General features: G+C 61.0%; 13 protein-coding genes and 4 pseudogenes. 12 read left to right on the top strand and 5 right to left on the bottom strand.

Translation table 11 applies throughout. The annotated features are described in order from the left end of the window. Nucleotides 1-61: 61 nt before the first annotated feature. Together B0G71_RS11415 and B0G71_RS11410 are read right to left on the bottom strand one after the other, a co-directional pair. A complete protein-coding gene (locus tag B0G71_RS11415; RefSeq protein ID WP_116141829.1) occupies nucleotides 62-1,051 on the bottom strand; it encodes an alpha/beta fold hydrolase in 990 nt (329 codons plus the stop codon). 112 nt (nucleotides 1,052-1,163) lie between these two features. Then, nucleotides 1,164-2,654 (bottom strand): NAD(P)/FAD-dependent oxidoreductase, encoded by a 1,491-nt coding sequence (locus tag B0G71_RS11410; protein ID WP_116148508.1) that lies wholly within the window; start codon nucleotides 2,652-2,654, stop codon nucleotides 1,164-1,166. 145 nt (nucleotides 2,655-2,799) lie between these two features. Here B0G71_RS11410 and B0G71_RS11405 point away from each other — a divergent pair, with 145 nt between their 5' ends. Next, nucleotides 2,800-3,489 (top strand): TetR family transcriptional regulator, encoded by a 690-nt coding sequence (locus B0G71_RS11405; RefSeq protein WP_181916756.1) that lies wholly within the window; start codon nucleotides 2,800-2,802, stop codon nucleotides 3,487-3,489. Nucleotides 3,490-3,593: 104 nt separating this feature from the next. On the opposite strand, the gene B0G71_RS11400 is transcribed toward B0G71_RS11405, so the two are convergent. The 3 genes from B0G71_RS11400 to B0G71_RS11390 all read right to left on the bottom strand — a co-directional run bounded on the left by B0G71_RS11400 (nucleotide 3,594) and on the right by B0G71_RS11390 (nucleotide 6,760). Then, nucleotides 3,594-4,802, bottom strand: coding sequence for a M48 family metallopeptidase (locus B0G71_RS11400; RefSeq protein ID WP_116141828.1), 1,209 nt, complete (start codon nucleotides 4,800-4,802; stop codon nucleotides 3,594-3,596). 88 nt (nucleotides 4,803-4,890) lie between these two features. Then, nucleotides 4,891-5,571: a PspA/IM30 family protein gene (locus B0G71_RS11395; protein ID WP_116141826.1), complete on the bottom strand. Its 681-nt coding sequence runs from the start codon at nucleotides 5,569-5,571 to the stop codon at nucleotides 4,891-4,893. Between the two features lie 568 nt (nucleotides 5,572-6,139). Beyond that, nucleotides 6,140-6,760, bottom strand: a complete 621-nt coding sequence (locus tag B0G71_RS11390) for a hypothetical protein (protein WP_116148505.1) — start codon at nucleotides 6,758-6,760, stop codon at nucleotides 6,140-6,142. Nucleotides 6,761-7,252: 492 nt separating this feature from the next. Here B0G71_RS11390 and B0G71_RS11385 point away from each other — a divergent pair, with 492 nt between their 5' ends. The 11 genes and pseudogenes from B0G71_RS11385 to B0G71_RS11335 all read left to right on the top strand — a co-directional run. Beyond that, complete coding sequence (locus tag B0G71_RS11385; RefSeq protein WP_116141824.1) at nucleotides 7,253-9,754, top strand: penicillin-binding protein 1A; 2,502 nt, start codon at nucleotides 7,253-7,255, stop codon at nucleotides 9,752-9,754. A 404-nt stretch (nucleotides 9,755-10,158) separates the two neighbouring features. Next, nucleotides 10,159-11,037, top strand: a complete 879-nt coding sequence (locus tag B0G71_RS11380; protein ID WP_116141822.1) for a lipid A biosynthesis lauroyl acyltransferase — start codon at nucleotides 10,159-10,161, stop codon at nucleotides 11,035-11,037. A gap of 688 nt (nucleotides 11,038-11,725) precedes the next feature. Then, a pseudogene (gene tssG / locus B0G71_RS11375) lies at nucleotides 11,726-12,283 on the top strand (type VI secretion system baseplate subunit TssG); the annotation flags it as partial. A 108-nt stretch (nucleotides 12,284-12,391) separates the two neighbouring features. Next, nucleotides 12,392-15,031 carry a type VI secretion system Vgr family protein gene (locus tag B0G71_RS11370; protein ID WP_116141818.1) on the top strand — a complete coding sequence of 880 codons (2,640 nt, stop codon included), beginning with the start codon at nucleotides 12,392-12,394 and terminating at the stop codon, nucleotides 15,029-15,031. 81 nt (nucleotides 15,032-15,112) lie between these two features. Beyond that, nucleotides 15,113-16,498 (top strand): hypothetical protein, encoded by a 1,386-nt coding sequence (locus B0G71_RS11365; protein WP_147308670.1) that lies wholly within the window; start codon nucleotides 15,113-15,115, stop codon nucleotides 16,496-16,498. A gap of 32 nt (nucleotides 16,499-16,530) precedes the next feature. Beyond that, nucleotides 16,531-17,424, top strand: coding sequence for a hypothetical protein (locus tag B0G71_RS40930; protein ID WP_147308669.1), 894 nt, complete (start codon nucleotides 16,531-16,533; stop codon nucleotides 17,422-17,424). A gap of 12 nt (nucleotides 17,425-17,436) precedes the next feature. Beyond that, nucleotides 17,437-17,687, top strand: a pseudogene (locus B0G71_RS11355) (PAAR domain-containing protein). A 60-nt stretch (nucleotides 17,688-17,747) separates the two neighbouring features. Next, nucleotides 17,748-18,245 carry an N-acetylmuramidase domain-containing protein gene (locus tag B0G71_RS11350; RefSeq protein ID WP_181916755.1) on the top strand — a complete coding sequence of 166 codons (498 nt, stop codon included), beginning with the start codon at nucleotides 17,748-17,750 and terminating at the stop codon, nucleotides 18,243-18,245. Beyond that, on the top strand, nucleotides 18,229-18,933 hold the full coding sequence (locus B0G71_RS40925) for a hypothetical protein (RefSeq protein WP_147308668.1): 705 nt from the start codon (nucleotides 18,229-18,231) through the stop codon (nucleotides 18,931-18,933). The genes B0G71_RS11350 and B0G71_RS40925 overlap by 17 nt, the downstream gene beginning before the upstream one ends. Then, nucleotides 18,926-19,178, top strand: a pseudogene (locus B0G71_RS41725) (PAAR domain-containing protein). The gene B0G71_RS40925 and the pseudogene B0G71_RS41725 overlap by 8 nt, the downstream one beginning before the upstream one ends. Before the next feature lie 54 nt (nucleotides 19,179-19,232). Further along, nucleotides 19,233-19,982, top strand: a pseudogene (locus B0G71_RS11335) (DUF2345 domain-containing protein); the annotation flags it as partial. Nucleotides 19,983-20,088 lie beyond the last annotated feature (106 nt).

Below are 20,088 nucleotides of genomic sequence, written 5' to 3'. Positions count from 1 at the left end.
ATGCACGCGCGAGCCCGCGCGAAGCATCGATTGATTGACTTGCGGGGACGAAGCAGTCGGGTCAGGCCGGTGCGCGACGTGTGCCTTCGTCAACCGGAACACGTGCGCCACGCGTGCCGAGAAAGGCGCGCAGATCGGCCATCACGCGCTCGGGCGCTTCTTCCATCGGAATATGGCCGAGCCCCGGATACATGATCGACTTCGCGCCCGGAATGCGGCTGGCGAATTCGGCGGCGTGCGCAGTCGGAATCCAGCGATCCTTCGCACCCCATAGCACGAGCGTCGGCACGTGGAGTGTCTTCAGCACGTCGGTGTCGACTTCCTTGAAGTCGAGCGTGGGCACCATCTTGCCGATCGCGGCGCGCGTGCCTTCGCCGTGAAAGAACTCGACGTAGCGCCGTAGCGTCACCGCATCGATCTTGCGCGGATCGCCATACACGTTGCGCACGGCGCTTTTGACGATGACCTCAGGCAGCCACCACGGCGAACTGACCCGCACCAGCGCGCTGTTGAACAGGCCGATGTAAATCGGCAGTTTCATCGGAAAGCCCGCCGAGTCGATCAGCACGAGCCGTTCAACCGCTTCGCGATGCCGCACCGCATAGTCCCACGCAATCAGGCCGCCAAGCGAATTGCCCATGAAGGTCGCGCGCGAGATGCCGAGCGCCTGCATGAATGTGTCGATGAAACGCCGGTAGGTCGGCAGATTCATCGTTTCGATCGCGCCGCTGCTGGAGCGCAGCGGTCCTGTCACGCCGAACGGCGGCAGGTCGAGGCGGATCACGCGATGCTCGCGCTTGAGTTCGTCGGCGACGCGATTCCAGGTATGCAGCGAAGACGCGAAGCCATGGATCATCACGATGATGTCGCCAGTGCCTTCGTCGACGTAATGCACGTCGGCACCCATGATCTTCACGAAACTGGAACCGCTTTGCGTATAGCGCCGGCGCAATTCGTCGCGCGGCAGGCTGGTGATGCCGAGGCGCGCGGCGAGCGAGCGCGGCGGTAACGGGGATGTCGAGGCGGGCGTGCCGGAGTCGATGCTTGCCATGTTTGTTATCTCCCTTGTAGTTCGATTTCTGGTTCGCGTGGCTTCGAATTGGATCGCATGGGCGGTGTCGTGTTCTCCCGGGTTGTCAGCCGCCGCTCACTGCGTCACGGCGTCAGGGCGCGAAACGATAGTCGTGCGGTCGCGCGCGGCGAGTGCGTTTGCGAAAGCTGAAGCTGAAGCCCGGCCACAACGCGGTCACTTTGCCGCTGCGGGTCTGGTAGTAGCTACGACATCCGCTCGCCCATACCGAGTGCTGCATGTCTTTCTGCAAACGCGTGTTGAAATCGCGCTGCACGTCGGGCCGCAGATTCATCGTGCGTGCCTTGCGGCGACGCAGTACGCGCAGGCAATCGGCGATGTATTGCACTTGCGACTCGATCATGTAGAGCAGCGAGTTGTGGCCAAGGCCCGTATTCGGCCCGACGATCATGAAGAAGTTCGGAAAGTTCGCGACGCTCACGCCGAGGTAGGCTTCCGGGCCGTCCCGCAGCCACTGAGCGCTGAGATCCGCGCCGTCGAGACCGGTCACTTCGAACGGCGCGCCGACGTCGTTGACCTGGAAACCCGTACCGCAAATGATGGCGTCGGCGGGGCGATGCACGCCGTCTTCCGTCACGATCCCGTCGGCGACGATCTCGCGGATGCCGCTCGTCACCACATTGACGTTCGGCTGACTGAGCGCGGGATAGTAGTCGCTCGAGAGCACCACGCGCTTGCAGCCGAACCGGTAGTTCGGTGTCAGCTTGGCGCGCAGCTCCGGATCCTTGACGCGTCGTTCCAGGTAGCTCAGGCCGAATTTCATCGGCACCTTCAGCAGCTCAGGATTGACGACGAACGCGATGGCGCGCGATTCGAGCTGCCAGTAGATCGCGCTGCGCAAGAAGCGCTGCGTGAACGGCAGATGCTCGAACAGCCAGCGGGCGCGCGCGTCGACCGGTTTGTCGGGCTTGGGCATGACCCACGGCGCGGTGCGCTGGAATAGATCGAGATGCGCGACACGTGGCTGGATTTTCGGCACGAACTGCGCCGCACTCGCGCCCGTGCCGATCACCGCGACGCGCTTGCCTTCGAGCGGATACGCATGGTCCCAGCGCGCCGAATGAAACAGCTTGCCTTCGAAGCGTTCGAGCCCCGCGATTTGCGGCATGGCCGGCCGCGATAGTGGACCGCTTGCGGCGATCACCACATCGGCCTCGATGGTTTCGCGCGCGCCGTTCACGTCGATGTCGACATGCCAGACCTGGCGCGCTTCGTCGAACCGCGCCGCGGCCACGCGCGCATTGCAACGCACGTAACGCTCCACATCGTATTTGCGCGCGCAGCGTTTCAGATAGGCGAAGATTTCCGCCTGGCCGCCGAACGCGCGCGACCACGCCGGATTCGGTTCGAACGAAAACGAGTAGAGGTGCGAGGGCACGTCGCAGGCCGCGCCCGGATAGGTGTTGTCGCGCCAGGTGCCGCCGATATCGCCGGCCGCCTCGTAGATCGTGAACGACGTGATGCCCATTCGCTGCAGACGAATCGCCATGCCGATCCCGGCAAAACCGCCTCCGACAATGACGATGCGCGGCGCGGCGGGCGGGGCGGATGAGGCAGGCGTCACGGCGGTCTCCGGCATGGGGCGAATTTCAGGCGTCTACAGATGCATGCTGCGGCATAACGCGCAGGGTAGACAACTGTGCACCTGGCGTCAAGATCGTTTAGAGTACTGCTATTAAACGCGCATGGCGCGCATCGATTGAAAACACATGACATTCGTAGCCGAAGCGGCGCCCGTCGCCGAACACGGCGCAACCGTCGGGCAGGAATTGCCGGCCGGCAAGCGCAAACTGATCGAAGCCGCGTTGCGACTGACGGCGGGCGGCCGCAGTTTCACGAGCCTGGGTTTGCGCGAACTGGCGCGCGAGGCCGGACTCAATCCCAACACCTTCTATCGTCATTTCGACACGCTCGACGAGCTGGCGCGCGAAGCTCTCGAATCGGTGAGCCGCCGGTTGCGGCCGATGCTGCGGCGTGAGCGCTGGCTCGCCGCGCACGACGAACCGCATAGCGTGCCGCGCCGCGCCTGCGTCGCGTTCTTTGCCTTCGCGCTGAACAACCGCGCGGCGTTTCTGAGCGCGCTCGCCGAATATCATGGTACGTCGCCGGCATTGCGCGAAGCCGTGCGCGCGAACCTGCACGAGGTATCGGCGGAAATGGCCGACGACGTCGTTCAGCTGGAATTGATGCCGACACTTTCCCGTGAGACCGTCGACGAAATCTGTACGCAGATCGTGCTGCAGCTCTTTCATCTCTCAGCCGAATATATCGACGCGGACGACGCGCGCCGCGATGCGCTGATCGCCTATGCGGAGCGCTTCATCATCCGACTGTTCGCGGGTTCGGTGGTGCTGGCGCAGCATGCATCGGCCAGTGAACGGGTGACGATGCGGACGTGAAGCCTCGGAAACGGATCGCCATAACGAAACAGGCTCCGTAAAGGAGCCTGTTTCAATGACGCGCGCTTGTGCAGCCTGATTCGATTTCAGCCGCGCGGCGAACCTCAGGTGTTGTCGTTCCAGCCGCCGGAGTCGTCGCTGCTGCCCAGATCGACACCGCCACCGTTGTCGTTCCAGTCGTTCGAACCCTGACCGAAGTCGAGGCCGCCGCCATTGCCGCCATTGCCGCCGTCGGTGCCACGACGGCGCGCTTCGTCGTCGACGATCACGTCGCGCTCCACCACGCGCTCGCGCCCGGAATTCAGCGCTTCGCCGAGCAGCACGCCGGTCAGCAGACCGCCCATGCCGCCGCCGAAACCACCGCCGCCTTGCTGCACGATAACCGGCGGCTGTTGCTGATACGGACCTTGCTGCGGATAAGGCGCTTGCGGCGGGTTGCCGAAACGTTCGGCTTCCCGCGCATATGGCGACTGTTGCTGCGCGCTGGCGGCCGGTGCGGCATACGGATCGGGCCGGCCCTCGAGGCGCGCGCGCATGCTGCCGAGTCGTTGCTCGAGTTCGTCGAGCTGATACGGCGGCAGCGGATTCTTGCTGTTCGACAACGTTTCGACGAGGCCGCGCAACTGGTCTTCAGTGGCTTCGACTTCCTTCTCCAGCGCCTCATGACCTTGCACGGTGGAGAGCTTCACATCGAGCTTGAGCGCGCGCACGGTGTTGAGCATCTCCGTGGCGCGCTTGAGCTGCACGCGACGCTCGTCGTCGGCACGCGTATCGCCTTGAGTGCGGGCGCGGCGCAAGGTCCAGCGCAGCACCAGCGCGATCACGCCGACGAGGACAAGAATGCCGATCCACATGCCCATGCCCGGACCATGCCGCTGCGGCGCCTGCGGCACGATCGCCGACTGTTGCTGCACGGACGGCGCCGTCTGCTGCTGCGCGAACGGGTTGGGCGCACGGCTGGTCGTGTTGCCGCCCATGGCGCCTGCCCGTTCCGCGTCCTTGCGAATGCGCGCTTCGGTCTGCGCAAAGCGGGTCGGGTCGGTGAAGCGGATTTGCGGGTCGAGTGTCTTGGCTTGCTGCACCTGGGCGAGCGCGTCGGCGGAACGGCCTTCGCGATCGAGCACCTGGGCATACAGATAGTGCGCGCGCGCATTGTTCGGATGCGCCTGCAACACTTCGCTCAGGCCGGCGTCGGCCTGTTGCCAGTTGCCTTGCGACATGGCCGATTCGATCTGCTGAACGGTGGGCACTGCGAACGCCGCGGCCGACACGAACAGCAGTGAGGCAAACGCGGTTGCGAGAAATTTTTTCATTTACGGACCGGGCGCGTTGCGCCCGTCTCCTTCAGTCGATTCCGGCGGCTCACACGAAGGCCGCCGGTATGTACTGCTGCCGACGCAATTACTGGGCCGGCGTATTGATCTGCTTCTTCAATGCTTCGAGACGATCTTCGACGGACGGGCCGCGGTTCAGATCCGCAAGCTTGTCGTCGAGCGCCTTGCCGCTCTTCACGTCGGCCGAATTCAGGCGTGCGTCCGAACGGGCATTCGACAGCGCGACCTTGTCTTCGAGTTTCTGGAAATCTTCGGACAGATTCTTTCCGCCGATGCCGCCCAATGCCGTGGCCGCCACGTCTTTCGCCTGGGCGATCTGCTGCTTGGCTTGCAGAATGTTGGAGCGCGCGTTCAGGTCGTTGCGACGCGTGCGCATGTCTTCGATCTGGCTCTTGAGCTGCGCCACCGACGGCTCCAGCGTAGTCAGTTCCTTCGCGAGCGCATCGCGTTCGGCTTCGGCCGTGGCTTGCGCGCCGAGGGCTTCGCGCGCGAGCGCTTCGTCGCCGGATTGCAGCGCGCGCTTCGCGCCGTCTTCGTATTTCTTCGCCTTGTCCCCGGCAACATCGCGCTTGCTTTGCTGCGTGGCCACTTGCGCCTGAATCTCGATCAGCGAGTTCTCGGCTTTGGCGATGCTCTCGTCGAGTTCGCGCACGATCTGGCGCGAGTCGCGCGACGGATCCTGCACGGAGTCGGCTGCGTCGTTCAGGAGACCTTTAAGCGTGCGGGAAATGCTGTCAAAAAGCGACATGAAAACCTCCAAAGAATGTAAACGGCGCTGAATAGTCCCGCGCGCTCAACTGCATTCAACTGCTACTTTACGCCGCTGCACGCGAAGCTGCGCGACGTTCGGACCGGAGTTCGGGGCGCGCTCGCTGATTGCATTAGCGGCAACGTAAATTGTTCGATTCGAATATCGAGGGGCAAACAGCTCGAAGGTTAAATCGCGCGATGCGTCATTCAGCCGCTCGCGGATATTACACCACGCGCTCTCTTAAAACCCCCTTAAAGGGCGCGATGACAGATTAGCCAACTTTGCGCGCAACACGTGTCGTGGGCGTGAATAGGCGCGGTGCGAGCGGGCGGTGTTTGCGTCGATAGTCGTCGTGCGCGAGCAGGGTCGACGATGTCCAATAGTCGTGCATGCAACCACACAAAAGACGCCAACGTCGAAGCTGCTTTCAATATGCAAACGCCGCTTCTGATCGCCGGAGAATGCCAGGCGTGCGGTGCCGAAAGCTCACGCATTTTGAATGGCGCCGACGTAATGATGTGCAACGCGCCGACGCAATCAGCGCGCCAAGCATCGCACCAACCCATCACGCGAAACGGCCGCCTTTCGTGGTGGGATCGCCCAGTGGATCGTCGTCGTCGCGCGGAGTGTCGACGCGAGGGTGTTTAAGCACGCTGCGCAGTTGCGTTTCCGTATCGGTCTGCGCTGGGAGTCCTCCCGCCGATGCCGCTTCAGCTGCTGCCACGCGCGCGACGGCTTCGGCGGTTGCCGCGGCTTCCTCGTCTATGCCGGCGGCGAGCGCGGCGGCGAGGCCCGCCGGCAACAACGGCGCGGGCTCCGCCTGTCCGGATGCATAGTCCGGCAGTCCGCCCGGTGCAGGCGCGTTGGAACCCGCCGCGCCCTCCGTAGGCGCGGCGCTTGTGCTGTCGCCGTGCGTTTGCAAAACCGGCGGCAATGCGGCGCGCGCGTGCCGTGTGCCGCGCGCGACCCGTTGCAGCGCGGCGTCGAGCGCGTCCGGCGCGCGGGGCGCGCGCAGGCGGTCGACGATGCTGGCCGCTTTCACCTGTTCGCTGGTCGCGCCGAAGCTCAGGACCGCGCGCCGCATCAGTTCGCTGACGCTGATGCCCATATTTTCGGCGGTGGTGGTGATCGCGCGCTTCTGCGCGGTCGTGACGAATACGACGATGCGTTCGCTGGGCTTATTCATGGTCGGCTCGCATACTTGTTGGCATGGGCGGTTCAAAGCGGCCATTTGGCGGACGCCGCGGCGCGAGGCCGTGTTAGCGCGCGCCGAGTCCATCATATGACGAGTTGCCCCGATGCGGAACGGGCGCGACATGAAAATCCCATGGCATCAACGAGTTGTAACGTTTGCGGGCAGCTTGTCCACAGGCCTGCGAACATTTTCTGTGAATAACTCCGGCAGCGCGTGAAAGCGCTCGTGGGTTCATCCGAAACTACAGACTCCTTTCGCGCGAAGGGAATTCTTACAAAAAAACTAACTTGGACCGTGCTCGATTTCTTTTAAAATGCGCTGTTACGTTGCGCCGGACTCGACCCGGCGCGCGCCGTGCGGCCTGCCGGGGGCAAAGGGCCGTGCGGTGGTTTGCGCCTCAGGCTACGATTCTCGATCACGATTCATGTGCGCGCCATGCGCGCGTGCAGAAAGGCGTTCAGTCATGCGCCCACTATTCCAGTCATGCCAATCATCAAACGACCGCATTCATCCAATTCTCCGTCTGGTGAAGACCGGGATTCCTACCAACGCACTCCAGGACGCAACGCAGCTTCGCGCGACGCCGAGGCCGGCCGCCGTTCCCTCGGCGCGACCCTCGTCATCTGGTTCGCCAGCCTGCTCGCGACCCTCGCGGTGGTGGGCGCGCTGATCGTCGGCTATGCGCTGGTGGTGATGGGGCCGCAACTGCCGTCGCTCGACGCGCTGACCGACTATCGTCCGAAGGTGCCGTTGCGTGTCTATACGGCGGACCATGTGCTGATCGGCGAGTTCGGCGAGGAGCGGCGCTCCCTCGTGCGCTTCCAGGACATTCCCGATCAGATGAAGAAAGCGGTGCTCGCGATCGAAGACTATCGCTTCTACGAGCACGGCGGCGTCGACTTCATCGGCATTCTGCGGGCGGGTATCTCCGACCTCTCGCACGGCGGCGCCTCGCAGGGCGCGAGCACGATCACCATGCAGGTGGCGCGCAACTTCTTCCTCTCGAGCGAGAAGACCTATACGCGCAAGATTTACGAAATGCTGCTCGCGTACAAGATCGAGCGCGCGCTGACCAAAGATCAGATTCTCGAGCTGTACATGAACCAGATCTATCTGGGCGAACGCGCCTATGGTTTCGCCGCGGCCGCGCGCGTGTACTTCGGCAAGGATCTGAAAGACATCACGCTGGCGGAGTCGGCGATGCTGGCCGGCTTGCCGAAGGCGCCGTCCGCGTATAACCCGGTGGTCAATCCGAAGCGCGCGAAGATCCGTCAGGAGTACATTCTGCGGCGCATGCTGGAGCTGAAATACATCAGCCAGGATCAGTACGATCAGGCCGTGAAGGAAGAGATTCACACCAAGAATCCGGGCAACGAATATAGCGTGCACGCCGAGTACATCGCCGAAATGGTCCGGCAGATGATGTACGCGCAGTACAAGGACGAAACCTATACACGCGGCCTGAATGTCACCACCACGATCGACTCCGCCGACCAGGACGCCGCTTATCGCGCGGTGCGCAAGGGCGTGATGGATTACGAGCGGCGCCACGGCTATCGCGGGCCGGAAGGTTTCGTGCAGCTGCCCGCTCCGGGCGACGACCGCGACCAGACTATCGACGACGCGCTCACCGATCACCCCGACAACGGCGAGATCATCGCCGCCGTGGTGACGGACGCGGGTCCGAAGCAGGTCAAGGCGCAACTCGTGGACGGCACGCAGGTGACGATCAGCGGCGACGGTTTGCGTTTCGCTGCCGCCGCATTGAGCGCGCGCGCCACGGCCGCCACGAAGATCAAGGCCGGCTCGATCGTGCGCCTGATCGCGGACGACAAGGGCAACTGGCAGATCACGCAACTGCCGCAAGTGGAGGGCGCGCTGGTGTCGCTCACGCCGCAGGACGGCGCGATTCGCGCGCTGGTGGGCGGCTTCGACTTCAACAAGAACAAGTTCAACCACGTCACGCAGGCGTGGCGTCAGCCGGGCTCCAGCTTCAAGCCGTTCATCTATTCGGCTGCGCTCGACAAGGGTCTCGGACCGGCCACCATCATCAACGACGCGCCGTTGTACTTTCCGTCGAGCACACCGGGCGGCGACGCGTGGGAGCCGAAGGACGATGACCAGCCGGACGGTCCGATGCCGTTGCGTCTCGCGTTGCAGAAGTCGAAGAACCTCGTGTCGATCCGCATTCTGTCGTTCATCGGCACCAAGTACGCGCAAGACTTCGTCACGCAGCGCTTCGGTTTCGACGCCGACAAGACCCCGCCCTATCTGCCGATGGCGCTCGGCGCGGGCCTCGTCACGCCATTGCAGTCTGCGGGTGCGTATTCGGTGTTCGCGAACGGCGGCTTCCGGATCAATCCGTATCTGATCAACGAGGTGACGGATGCGCGCGGTCAGCCGCTCTCCAAGGCGCAGCCGCTCACGGCCGGTCGCGATGCGCCGCGCACGCTGGAACCGCGCAACGCATACATCATGAACAGCCTGCTGCACTCTGTGGCAACGGCCGGCACGGGCGCGGGCACCAACGTGCTGCATCGCACGGACCTGCAGGGCAAGACGGGGACGACCAACGACGCGAAAGACGGCTGGTTTGCCGGTTATCAGCAGTCGCTCGTCGCGGTGGCGTGGATGGGTTACGACCAGCCGAAGAGTCTCGGCAGCCGCGAATTCGGCGCGCAACTGGCGTTGCCGATCTGGGTGGAGTACATGCAGCGCGCGCTGCGCGGCGTGCCGCAAAGCGAACCGGCCCAGCCTGACGGCGTGACTTCGGTCGACGGCGAACTGTTCTATACGGATATGACGCCGGGCAACGGCTTCGTCGCCAGCATCGGTCTGGACTCGGCGAATCCGACCGCCGGCGTGAGCGATGCGGTCGGTGGCGTCGGCCCGGCCGGTATGACGCCGCCGACGGTGCCGCCGCCGAGTGTCTCGTCGAACGAGAAGAAGCAGATTATGGATCTGTTCGAGTCGAACAAGCCGTGATGTTTTCCGGGGGAATTCCCTTGGGGCGCGGCGGGCGTGTGCGGACCGTTTGAATCTGGCGGCCGCGCACGCAGGCAAGTTTTTGAAAGAGCAGGAAAGCGCCGCCCGGCAATGCTTTCTTGCCGTTCGCCGGGTGGTCTGCCCGGTGGATTGTGTATCCGGCACGCGCGGTGTGTTTTAATCACGCCGGCGGTGCCTTTCTCAAGGGTCCTAAACGACGCCTGATCCCTGCACGGGATCGGCTTCCGGCACCGCGGCATTTCGCCACAAGCGAGACGTCCATTCTCGAATCCGCGCCGCGCGAGACCCGTTAAGACGCGCGCGTATGTCACTTCGTCCGCCGGCAATGTTGTGGTTGCCGCGGCCGGCGTGTTTGCCATCCAGCATCCACCGGGTCCCGCCTTGTGAAAAGTCGAATCCTGATCTGTCTGATGACGGGTCTGCTGCGCGCGTTTGCTTTTTTGCCGTATAGCGTCGTCGCGCGAATCGGCACCGGTATCGGCGCCTTGCTGTACCGGATTCCCAGCACGCGCCGGCGCGTCGTGCATACCAATCTGAAGCTGTGTTTCCCGGACATGAGCGACGAGGCGCGCGAACGTCTGGCGCGCGCGCACTTTTGTCACGTGATCCGCAGTTACGTCGAACGCGGGCCGCAATGGTTCGGCAATGCGCAGGCGCTGGCTCGCCTCGTCGAAGTGGAGAGCGCGATTGATCTGTCTGACATGGAAGGGAAGCCGACGATTTTTGTCGGCTTCCATTTCGTCGGCATCGAGGCGGGCTGCATGATGTATTCGACGCGGCATCCGGTCGCGTCTCTCTATACGCCGATGTCAAACCTCCTGCTCGATGCGATGGCCAAGCGACAGCGCGGCCGCTTCGGCACCGAGATGATTCCGCGCAGCGACAGTGTGCGACGCGCGTTGCGCGCGCTGCGCGACGGCAAGCCGGTGATGCTCGCCGCGGATATGGATTTCGGCTTGCGCGATTCGGTGTTCGTGCCGTTCTTCGGCGTGCCGGCCTGCACGCTCACATCCGTCTCGCGGATGGCGCGCGCGGCGAATGCGCGGGTGGTGCCGTTCGTGACGGAAGTGCTGCCGGATTATCGCGGCTACAAACTGAGCATTTTCGAACCGCTAAGCGATTTTCCGTCCGACGATGTGGCCGTCGACGCGCGGCGCATCACCGAGTTTCTCGAGACGCAGGTGAGGCGGATTCCTGACCAGTACTATTGGGTGCACAAGCGGTTCAAGAATCGGCCGGCGGGTGAGGCGAGTGTTTATTGAGGCGGGGCGGCGTTAACTGCGTCTGGGGATGAATGTCGTGTGGGGTCAAGTACTTAGGTAGGATCTCCTGGTGTTATCAACAAGCTTGCGAACAATTTCTGTGGATAAATTCGCCCGCGACGCTCAAGAGCTACAAACATCTGTTCCGTTCGAATTTAACAACCTGGTTGCGGGCACACGGACTCCGGTTGTCCGCATCATCGGGACACGGCAGGTGTTTTGCGTGACCATTTAGGGCGACTCCGGTCGCCCTTTTTCATCTTGTCGCTTGCTGCGCGTTCCCGGATTTGTCCGATGTCGGGGCTGCGTACACGACCCGCGCATTGATTCTGCATGTCGGCACAATTCCCATCCTGATCTGCAGACACTCTCTCGTTGCCTGCGCCGACGCCAGCCCGGTGGCCCGTGTTGACGCATGATGCATAACATGCTCAGGACGGGTAGATAACCGTCAATGCAACTGGACGCCGCTGACATTTCCCAGCGTTATTGCGAAATAGTCCTGCTGACTATCCAACGACTATCCCCGATGATTGAAAGAACTCGGGGAAGAGGTCAAACGATGAAAGCTGTACGCTGCGACAGGTATCCACGTCTTACGTATCCACGCCTCACGGCTCCTGTCTTTCCCGTGCGGGCCGCATTAGGCGCGTCGTGATTGATGGAGCGCGCCCGCTTCGATCTGCCCATGCCCAGCGTGGCGTTTTCACCGGAAAGCGTTGAACGTCTGATGGCCGAACCCTGGCGCTACGGGTCTATTTCCCCGCTGCGCCGTATCGGCGCCGATCCCCGCATTGACCCGGTCGGCACCGCGCGGCGTCCACAGGCGGAGCCGTTCCGCCTCGGCCAGGCACCGAGCCTCGCATTCGCGCCGCGCGAGATTGCCGACGTGCATGAGGTCAACGGGCGTCTGAAGATACGGCTTCTCAGTCTGGGCATGTTCGGGCCGAACGGGCCACTGCCGATTCACATGACCGAGATTGCGCGCGAGCGTGAGCAGAACCGGCGGGATGCAACGCTCGTCAACTTCCTCGACATCTTTCACCACCGCTACCTGACTCTGCTGTACCGGGCGTGGGCCTCCGCCCAGGCCGCAGCGGGCCTCGACCGGAAGGACGACGAAACATTCTCCTTTTTTGTCACGAGCCTCGCCGGCCACGATCCCGCCGAGATTGCCAGCCAGCCGTTTCCTGCCCATGCGCGCCACGTCCCGATGCATACCTTCGTGCAGACCTCGATGCGCTCGGTACAGCGCGGCCCCGTCGCGCTCTGGCCGCCCCGCATGGGCACCCGTAGCACGGCCTGAGCGGCCTGAGTGGCCGTCAACCACATTCATTCTGGAGGAAGGACACTCATGCTGGATTTTTCGACCCGCCGCACCATCACCGTGAGCGGCGCGGCGCTGCCGGAATCGCCGTCAGGCGAGCCCGCACTGGTGCTCAGATCAATCCGTGGCGAGGAAGCCCTGTCGGAAATCTACGCCTACACGCTGGACATGGTGACGCCGCAAGACCTCGACATGTTCGGCGACGACGCGGCGAACCTCGACCTGCGTGCGATGATCGGCAGGCCGCTGACCGTGGCTATCCAGCTTGAAGGAATGAGCGGGGTTTCCGGCCCTTCGTGGATGTCGAACATCGGCTGCGGCATGCGTGAGATCAGCGGCATCGTGACCAGCGCGCGCTTTGTCGAACAGCAGGACCGGCAGAGCCATTACCGGCTCACGCTGCAACCCGGCCTCTGGCTTGCCGGGCAGCGCTCGGACTACCGGATATTTCAGCGTAAGAATGTTATCGACATCATTCGTGAAGTGCTGCGGATCTATCCGTTTTCCTGCGCCTGGCGCACCAGCCGGATATACCCGCGACTGGACTATCAGGTCCAGTATGGCGAAACGGATTTGAATTTCGTGCAGCGGCTGATGGCTGAGAACGGCATCTACTGGTTTTTCGAGCACTCGAAGGGCTTTCACCGGATGGTGTTCGTGGACCACGTGGGCGCGCACAAGCCGGTGCAGAGCGAGGCGTATCACACGCTCGCGTACTACCCGCCGGGGCACAGGATCGACGCGGAGTATATCGACGCGTTCGATATCGCCCAGACGTTGCAGTCGGGCGTCTGGACGGCCGGCGACTATGACTTCAAGCAGCCCGAAGCCAATCTCGGGGTGCGCAAGGTCCAGCCGCAGAAGACGATTCACAATGATCTGACGCGCTACGAGTGGCCGGGCGACTTCACCAGCACGGCCGAGGGCGAGAAGTTCGCGCAGATCCGCATCGAGGAACTGTTCGCGCGCGGCGAGCGCGCCGAAGGCCGGGGCGCGCTGCGCAATGTCGTATGCGGGACGACCTTCCATCTGGAGAACCATCCGTATCGCAAGGCGAACCAGGAATACATGGTGATCCGCGCGAAGCTCGATGCCGAAGAGACGATGGAATCGACCGGTCCGGGCGTCTACCGGTTCGACACCGACTTCACCGTGCAACCGGCGACCAATGTATTCCGTCCGGCGCGCACGGTCCCCAAGCCGCGCACGACCGGACCGCAGAGCGCCGTGGTGACGGGCTTCGATAGAAACGTCGTGTCCACCGAGCCGTATGGCCGCGTGACGCTTAAATTCCGCTGGGACCGTTCGCCGAACCGGGACGAGAATTCGTCGTGCTGGGCGCGGGTCATGTCACCGTGGGCGGGCAATAGTCACGGGGCCATCAGCCTGCCTCGCATCGGCACGGAAGTGATCGTCGATTTCATCGACGGCGACCCGGACCGGCCGTTCGTCATCGGGCAGGCCTACAACGCGGACAACATGCCGCCGTGGCCGCTGCAGGACAACCATGCCCTGTCAGGCCTGCTCAGTCGCAATCTGGAAGGGAGCGGGTCGAACCAGTTCGTTGCGGACGACACGCCGGACCGGTTACAGGCGCAGGTGACGAGCGATCAGGCGAACTCGCGGCTGGTGGTGGGTTACAACACGCGCATCGTGCCCGGCGAGGGGCGCAAACAGGCGCGCGGCATCGGCTGGGAACTCGCCACCGATTCATGGGGCGTGGTCCGCGCAAACCGGGGCATGCTGGTGACCACCGAGACGCGCAGCGGCGCGCAGTCGCCCGCCAAGGACATGGGCGAGACGGTGCAGCGCCTGACGCAGGCGCGCGCGCAACACGAGGACATGGCGCAGCTCGCGCAGCAGCACAACGCGCAGTCGTCCGACGCGAGCCAGCACGACGCCGCGAAAGCCATCAAGGCGCAGAACGACGCGATCCGGGGCGACACCGCCCACTGGCGTGAAAATCCGTTCCCCGAAATGACGCGACCCGATCTTGTCGTTGCGAGCGCGGCGGGCATCGGAATGACCGCCACGCAGGGAACGCACATCGTGAGCGGACAGGATCATGCGGTGACAGCAGGTCGCGACGTGAGCGTGTCGTCGGGGCGCTCACTGTTCGCGTCGGTGCGCGGCGCTATCTCGATGTTCGCCTACCAGCTTGGGCTGAAACTGGTCGCCGCGAAAGGCAAGGTCGATATCCAGGCGCAGAGCGACCAGATGGCGCTCGCGGCCCTGAAGGACATCACGATCAGCAGCTCGGACGGCAAGGTCGTCATCACCGCGTCGAAGGAAGTCTGGATCGGCGCGGGCGGGTCGTATGTCCAGATCAACGGCAGCGGGATTATTAACGGCTCGCCGGGGGTGATTCTGGAGAAGGGGCGTTGGGATGTGCAGAATCCAGATTCGAAGCGCATGCCGTTGCCCGATCTGCCTGGCGAGAAACCTTTCAGTGCGCAGTTCACGCTTCGGGACCGTAGCGGCGCCATCCTGCGCAACTACCCGTACCGATTGGACGCAGAGAACGGGCCAACCTGGTATGGCATAACGGACGAAAACGGCCTGACCCAGCGCGTCTGGACTGCCAGCGAGCAGAATCTCACGGCGCATCCGCACGATGCGCAGCAACCGGACGATGCCCCGCCTGACGACGATCCCCACGATTGCTGAGCATTCCTTATTCAGAAAAAAGGACGATAGATGACTGGCCCGAATCAAACCCCGATCGGCAGCATGACGTGCGGACCGAACATGCCGACACAGACTGCGCAATGCATGACGCGCAAGGTGAGCTTTACTTTTTATTGCGCGCCACGAGACGATTCCGGCCTCAATCCTCTGTATAACGCTGCGTATCCTAATGACGACACGCACAAAGGTGTCACCGACTCCGCGCCGTACCTAAACGGAATGCCGTACGTGGTGGTCGATGCCGATACGCACGCGGTGATCTATCCGTACAACAGTACAGATGGCAGGACCGCAACTTTTCCGGCCAAGGTGTCGACAAACACCCTGCATGATGGACAGCGTTTCAAACATTCACTGCCCCCGATCAATATTCCCGATCACGTCGTCCGCATTGCACTGCACATTGCTAACGATGCGTATGCACAGCACCGCAACTTCCAGCTTTTTGCCTGGACGGTGCCGGATGTCGCGCACAGCAAGGTCCATGTTTACGAGGTCAGATCCGACTTGGAGGAGCGGTTCTCAATAGAAAACCATTTTGGTGCCCCGCCCGCCGAAAATACATTTGGACTCAAACCCGGAACAACTGACGAATATCAGGGGTATCTGAACGGTGATCTGTGGCTGCGAATTAGCCATGAATTCACGGATGACGAAATTGCCCGGCTTTGCCCACCGGAAACGCTGACGCGTTCCCTACTTCCCGGACAACATCCGGCGGCACCGCAGGGCAATGCGAGAAGCACCATTCCGCCAGTGGCCCCAGCAGCCGCGCCGGGAACACAAGGCGTGCAACCGAACCCGCAGACCTACGCCGGACCCGTCACCGGCGCACCACATCCCGCTTCTCCATTACCGCAGGCGCAGCCACAAACGTCGCCCCACGCGGCTGGCAACACCCAGTCACTGAATGTTAACTGGCGAGAGGTGCTTCAGCCTATTTATGGCGCGGGAGCGGATTCCCGCTCAATGGCCGCTTTCAGCGTCCGGGTGGACGCGCTGGGCATCACTGTGACGTTCGCCGCGCGGGCCGTTGCTAATGCTGTGAATACCAGCAATCGTACAACCGTCCAACAGGCGTTGCGCCGGACCTCCCCGCGTGCATTTGCAGTCGTTCTGAAGGCGGCGTGGCGCCTTCACATCAGCTCGGTTGATTTTTCCAGTTCATGGCGACCCATGCTGGGTTCCAAATTGCACAGGATGGGCGTTGCGCTGGATGTCACGCACTTTGACGATGCCGATGAGAACATTCATTTTACGGTTCACAATCACGACCATCACGATAGAAATCATCCGTTCCCGACTGGTCCTGGAGGCCAGAAACTTGCAGCCCTGTACGGTGAGTTGAGAACGGACCACCAAGTGACGCCAGCAGCGGTTTATACGCCATGGCTTAACTGGGTTATTCCGCATGACACGCATATGCATGTCACAGTTAAAGAATAATTAATGTTCTCGAATAGGGAAACGGGATTTTTATGACTATAAAAAAGATAGGGATTCTTCTTGCGGCATGTATCTTTTTGGGAATCTATCGCATTGGCGTAGCAGCGGAAAGAACAGTATTTTTTAACGGAACAAAGATACATTACGATAATGAGGCCGCTTATTTGCAACCCCGATGTGCGTTGTTCCTCCGGCATCAACCTGCGGACTTGAAGAGTCGTTATGCAATGGTATCTAACGATGTATGTAGGAAATATCAAGCAACACAAGATGAAAACTATTCCTTTCCCGGCGCCCAAGGCGAGGCGCCCGTAAAGACTCCAAAGAGAGACTTCGTTACACTTGATGAAATTCCATTGTGGAAAGGAAAGCCCCCCGTCCGAGCTAAATTTAATATCAGTTTTGCAGTTGACGATCCCGATCCTGATATTAACCCATCCTACCTGCCATATATTCGGAAGAACAAAATCAGTGATTATCTGTTGATAGACGAAGAAAATTATGAAACAAGCCTCGCAACGGGGAAGCGAACCGGCTACCGGTTTTATCGATTCGAGGACATGTGCTTTCTGGCAACAGAAAAGAAGCCACGGTCATTTAAATTTGAAACCGCATGCGTGCATGCCGGAAATCCTAACTACGCGTTTCCAAAAGCCGTGGATACGATCAGTCATCCATGGATCAACATCATGGAGCGTAACACGATCGATCTGGATGAACGTATGCCGAATGCGGTCGAAATTGACGGTTCGTCACCGGTCAAGCCACTGATCTATTCCGATTTTCCGATCGACAACAGCGGTCGGGTGACTCAAGGGCGTGCAATGTGCATGGCTGACTGCGCGCCGGGCATGCTGTTTCGGGTACTTCACAAACACCAAAGTATCTGGGGCGCTTCAGGTAAACCGCCGGCTACCGTACGGTGAGGTAAAAATCTCATGACCGATCTCATCCGGCTCGGTGACATCACCGACCACGGCGCGAAGTTATCACCGCCTCAGAAGTGATGCGCTATGGCGGCGTGCGCGTGGCCCGCAAGGGCGACGAAGTGACCGGTCCGCTCCACCCTGAGGTCGTGCCCAACGTCATCGTCGAGGGCGACGACAGGATCACGGACCACGGTGTGCCCATCGCGCGTCAGGGCCATCATGCCACATGCGGTTGCAGCCTTGTATCCAGCATCGCCTGATCTCACGTGCTCAGGTCGCTTCCACGACATGGGAACTTGCGTGTGATGAGAAATCGAGCCATGAAAGGACGGGGCGACTGTGTGGTGGTCGAAGCCGAAGCAAAAAAAGCCCGCCAGGCTGCTGATAAACAATCGAAGGGAAAAAAGAAAAAGCTCGGCAATCCTTACCCGGGATACCCCGATCTGTGTTTCCCAGTGCTCGGTCGGTACGGCCTCGAAGGGCTGCATCAATATAAAAAGGTTGTGCGTGCGTCGACGTTAGACTTTGAAGCAGCGCTGAAATCTTGCTCTTGGGGAGGATTCCAGATACTTGGCGAATATTTTTTAAAATGTGGATGTTCGAGCGTATTTGAATTTGCCAATAAATTCATGTCGGGTATGAACGGCCAAGTTGAGATTTTTGTTGCCTTTATGAAAAACATCAAGCCCGACGCCATTGATGGTCTACGAGAGCGCAAGTGGGAAAAAGTAGCGGCTTCATATAACGGTAGTAACTGGAAAAAGTATAACCCTCACTATGTCGAACATCTCGGTAAATATTATGAAAAATTTAAATAAGGGACTTTTATTATTCTTTGCTTCATTTGTGGCTTCGCATGCCTGGGCGGCAAATGTTTTAATATTTGATAGCCCCAACCTCATAGGAGTTGATGATAATGGGTTTTTATCAGGATTTTATTCTGCCAACAACGGAAAAACTTCATGCTTCTATCTGTTTGTGCAACGTCATACAGAGAGGAATTTACCGGATTCCGGAGAATATTCGGCTAGAGAGATACTGACGTTTACTCCGCAAGACAGGTCTTTTTTGTTTGGCGACAGAAATAAGGATTATGACATAGGGGGATATCTATATGGACGGGGCGACACTATGATAATTAGGACGTCCAAGACACAGGCTGGATGCGGAAATGCTATGGGTGCATTTGAATTTGGACCAGAGGAGTCCGGGGCATTTCCCTACACAGTAGAAAAGAGAATTCCTGCAATTGGCATTCGACTTATAAAAAATCGGTCGCTTTTTTACGACTATAAAGACGGAAAATTTGTCGCAAGAAAGGGGTATTTAACCAAATGGGATGGCGTCGTTGTACTTCGAACGCGCGATCGGTTTTCTTATGTGCGGTTTGCAGACCCCGGAGCGAACGTTGCCGATCCGGGGCGCGTGACGACCGGCTGGATACATTCGGCTGACCTTGTGAACCCGTTTCCCCCATCCACCAATAAGGACCAATCGCATGATTGATCTCATCCGACTCGGTGACACCACCGACCACGGCGGCGAAGTTATCACCGCCTCAGAAGTCATGCGCTATGGCGGCGTGCGCGTGGCCCGCAAGGGCGACGAAGTGACCCTGTCCGCTCCACCCTGAGGTGGTGCCCAACGTAATCGTTGAGGGCGACGACAGGATCACGGACCACGGTGTCTCCGTCGCGCGTCAGGGCCACCATGCCACATGCGGTTGCAGCCTTATATCCAGCATCGCCTGATCTCACGTTCTCAGGTCGCGTCCACGACATGGGCATTTGCTGGGCGTACCGCACAACCACGGCATGCTGGTGACCACCGAGACGCGCAGCGGTGCGCTGTCACCCGCCAAGGACATGGGCGAGACGGTGCAGCGCCTGACGCAGGCGCGCGCGCAACACGAGGACATGGCGCAGCTCGCGCGGCAGCACAACGCGCAGTCGTCGGACGCGAGCCAGCACGACGCCGCGAAAGCCATCAGGGCGCAGAACGACGCGATCCGGGGCGACACCGCCCACTGGCGTGAAAATCCGTTCCCCGAAATGACGCGGCCCGATCTTGTCGTTGCGAGCGCGGCGGGCATCGGCATGACCGCCGCGCAGGGAACGCACATCGTGAGTGGACAGGATCATGCGGTGACAGCGGGTCGCGACGTGAGCGTGTCGTCCGGGCGCTCACTGTTCGCGTCGGTGCGCGGTGCGATCTCGATGTTCGCTTACCAGCTTGGGATGAAACTGGTCGCCGCGAAAGGCCGCGTCGATATCCAGGCGCAGAGCGACCAGATGGCGCTCGCGGCCCTGAAGGACATCACGATCAGCAGCACGGACGGCAAGGTCGTCATTACCGCGTCGAAGGAAGTCTGGATCGGCGCGGGTGGGTCGTATATCCAGATCAACGGCAGCGGGATTATTAACGGCTCGCCGGGGGTGATTCTGGAGAAGGGGGCGAACTGGGATGTGCCGGGCCCGGATTCGAAGCGGATGCCGTTATCCACCATGCCTCAAGGCAACCTGAAAACGACAAGTCTGTACCCTAAATCTCGCTAAGGCTACACTGAACAAGCCGCGAAATTGGCGACGCGTTAGCAATTTGAACGTCGTCAAGTCATGAGGCCGAGCTTGCGCCGTTGCTTTGCGGCCCTCGCGGGCCTTG

Origin of the sequence: Paraburkholderia sp. BL27I4N3 (assembly GCF_003386115.1) — a bacterium.
GTDB lineage: Bacteria > Pseudomonadota > Gammaproteobacteria > Burkholderiales > Burkholderiaceae > Paraburkholderia.
This window is presented reverse-complemented; position numbering and strand designations above follow the sequence as displayed.

What these genes read in the sequence shown, in the direction of transcription:
- B0G71_RS11415 (WP_116141829.1), bottom strand. Translation starts at nt 1,051, where the DNA reads ATGGCAAGCATCGACTCCGGCACGCCCGCCTCGACATCCCCGTTACCG.
- B0G71_RS11385 (WP_116141824.1), top strand. Translation starts at nt 7,253, where the DNA reads ATGCCAATCATCAAACGACCGCATTCATCCAATTCTCCGTCTGGTGAA.
- B0G71_RS11395 (WP_116141826.1), bottom strand. Translation starts at nt 5,571, where the DNA reads ATGTCGCTTTTTGACAGCATTTCCCGCACGCTTAAAGGTCTCCTGAAC.
- B0G71_RS11365 (WP_147308670.1), top strand. Translation starts at nt 15,113, where the DNA reads ATGCCGACACAGACTGCGCAATGCATGACGCGCAAGGTGAGCTTTACT.
- B0G71_RS11405 (WP_181916756.1), top strand. Translation starts at nt 2,800, where the DNA reads ATGACATTCGTAGCCGAAGCGGCGCCCGTCGCCGAACACGGCGCAACC.
- B0G71_RS11400 (WP_116141828.1), bottom strand. Translation starts at nt 4,802, where the DNA reads ATGAAAAAATTTCTCGCAACCGCGTTTGCCTCACTGCTGTTCGTGTCG.
- B0G71_RS11390 (WP_116148505.1), bottom strand. Translation starts at nt 6,760, where the DNA reads ATGAATAAGCCCAGCGAACGCATCGTCGTATTCGTCACGACCGCGCAG.
- B0G71_RS40930 (WP_147308669.1), top strand. Translation starts at nt 16,531, where the DNA reads ATGACTATAAAAAAGATAGGGATTCTTCTTGCGGCATGTATCTTTTTG.
- B0G71_RS11370 (WP_116141818.1), top strand. Translation starts at nt 12,392, where the DNA reads ATGCTGGATTTTTCGACCCGCCGCACCATCACCGTGAGCGGCGCGGCG.
- B0G71_RS40925 (WP_147308668.1), top strand. Translation starts at nt 18,229, where the DNA reads ATGAAAAATTTAAATAAGGGACTTTTATTATTCTTTGCTTCATTTGTG.
- B0G71_RS11350 (WP_181916755.1), top strand. Translation starts at nt 17,748, where the DNA reads ATGAAAGGACGGGGCGACTGTGTGGTGGTCGAAGCCGAAGCAAAAAAA.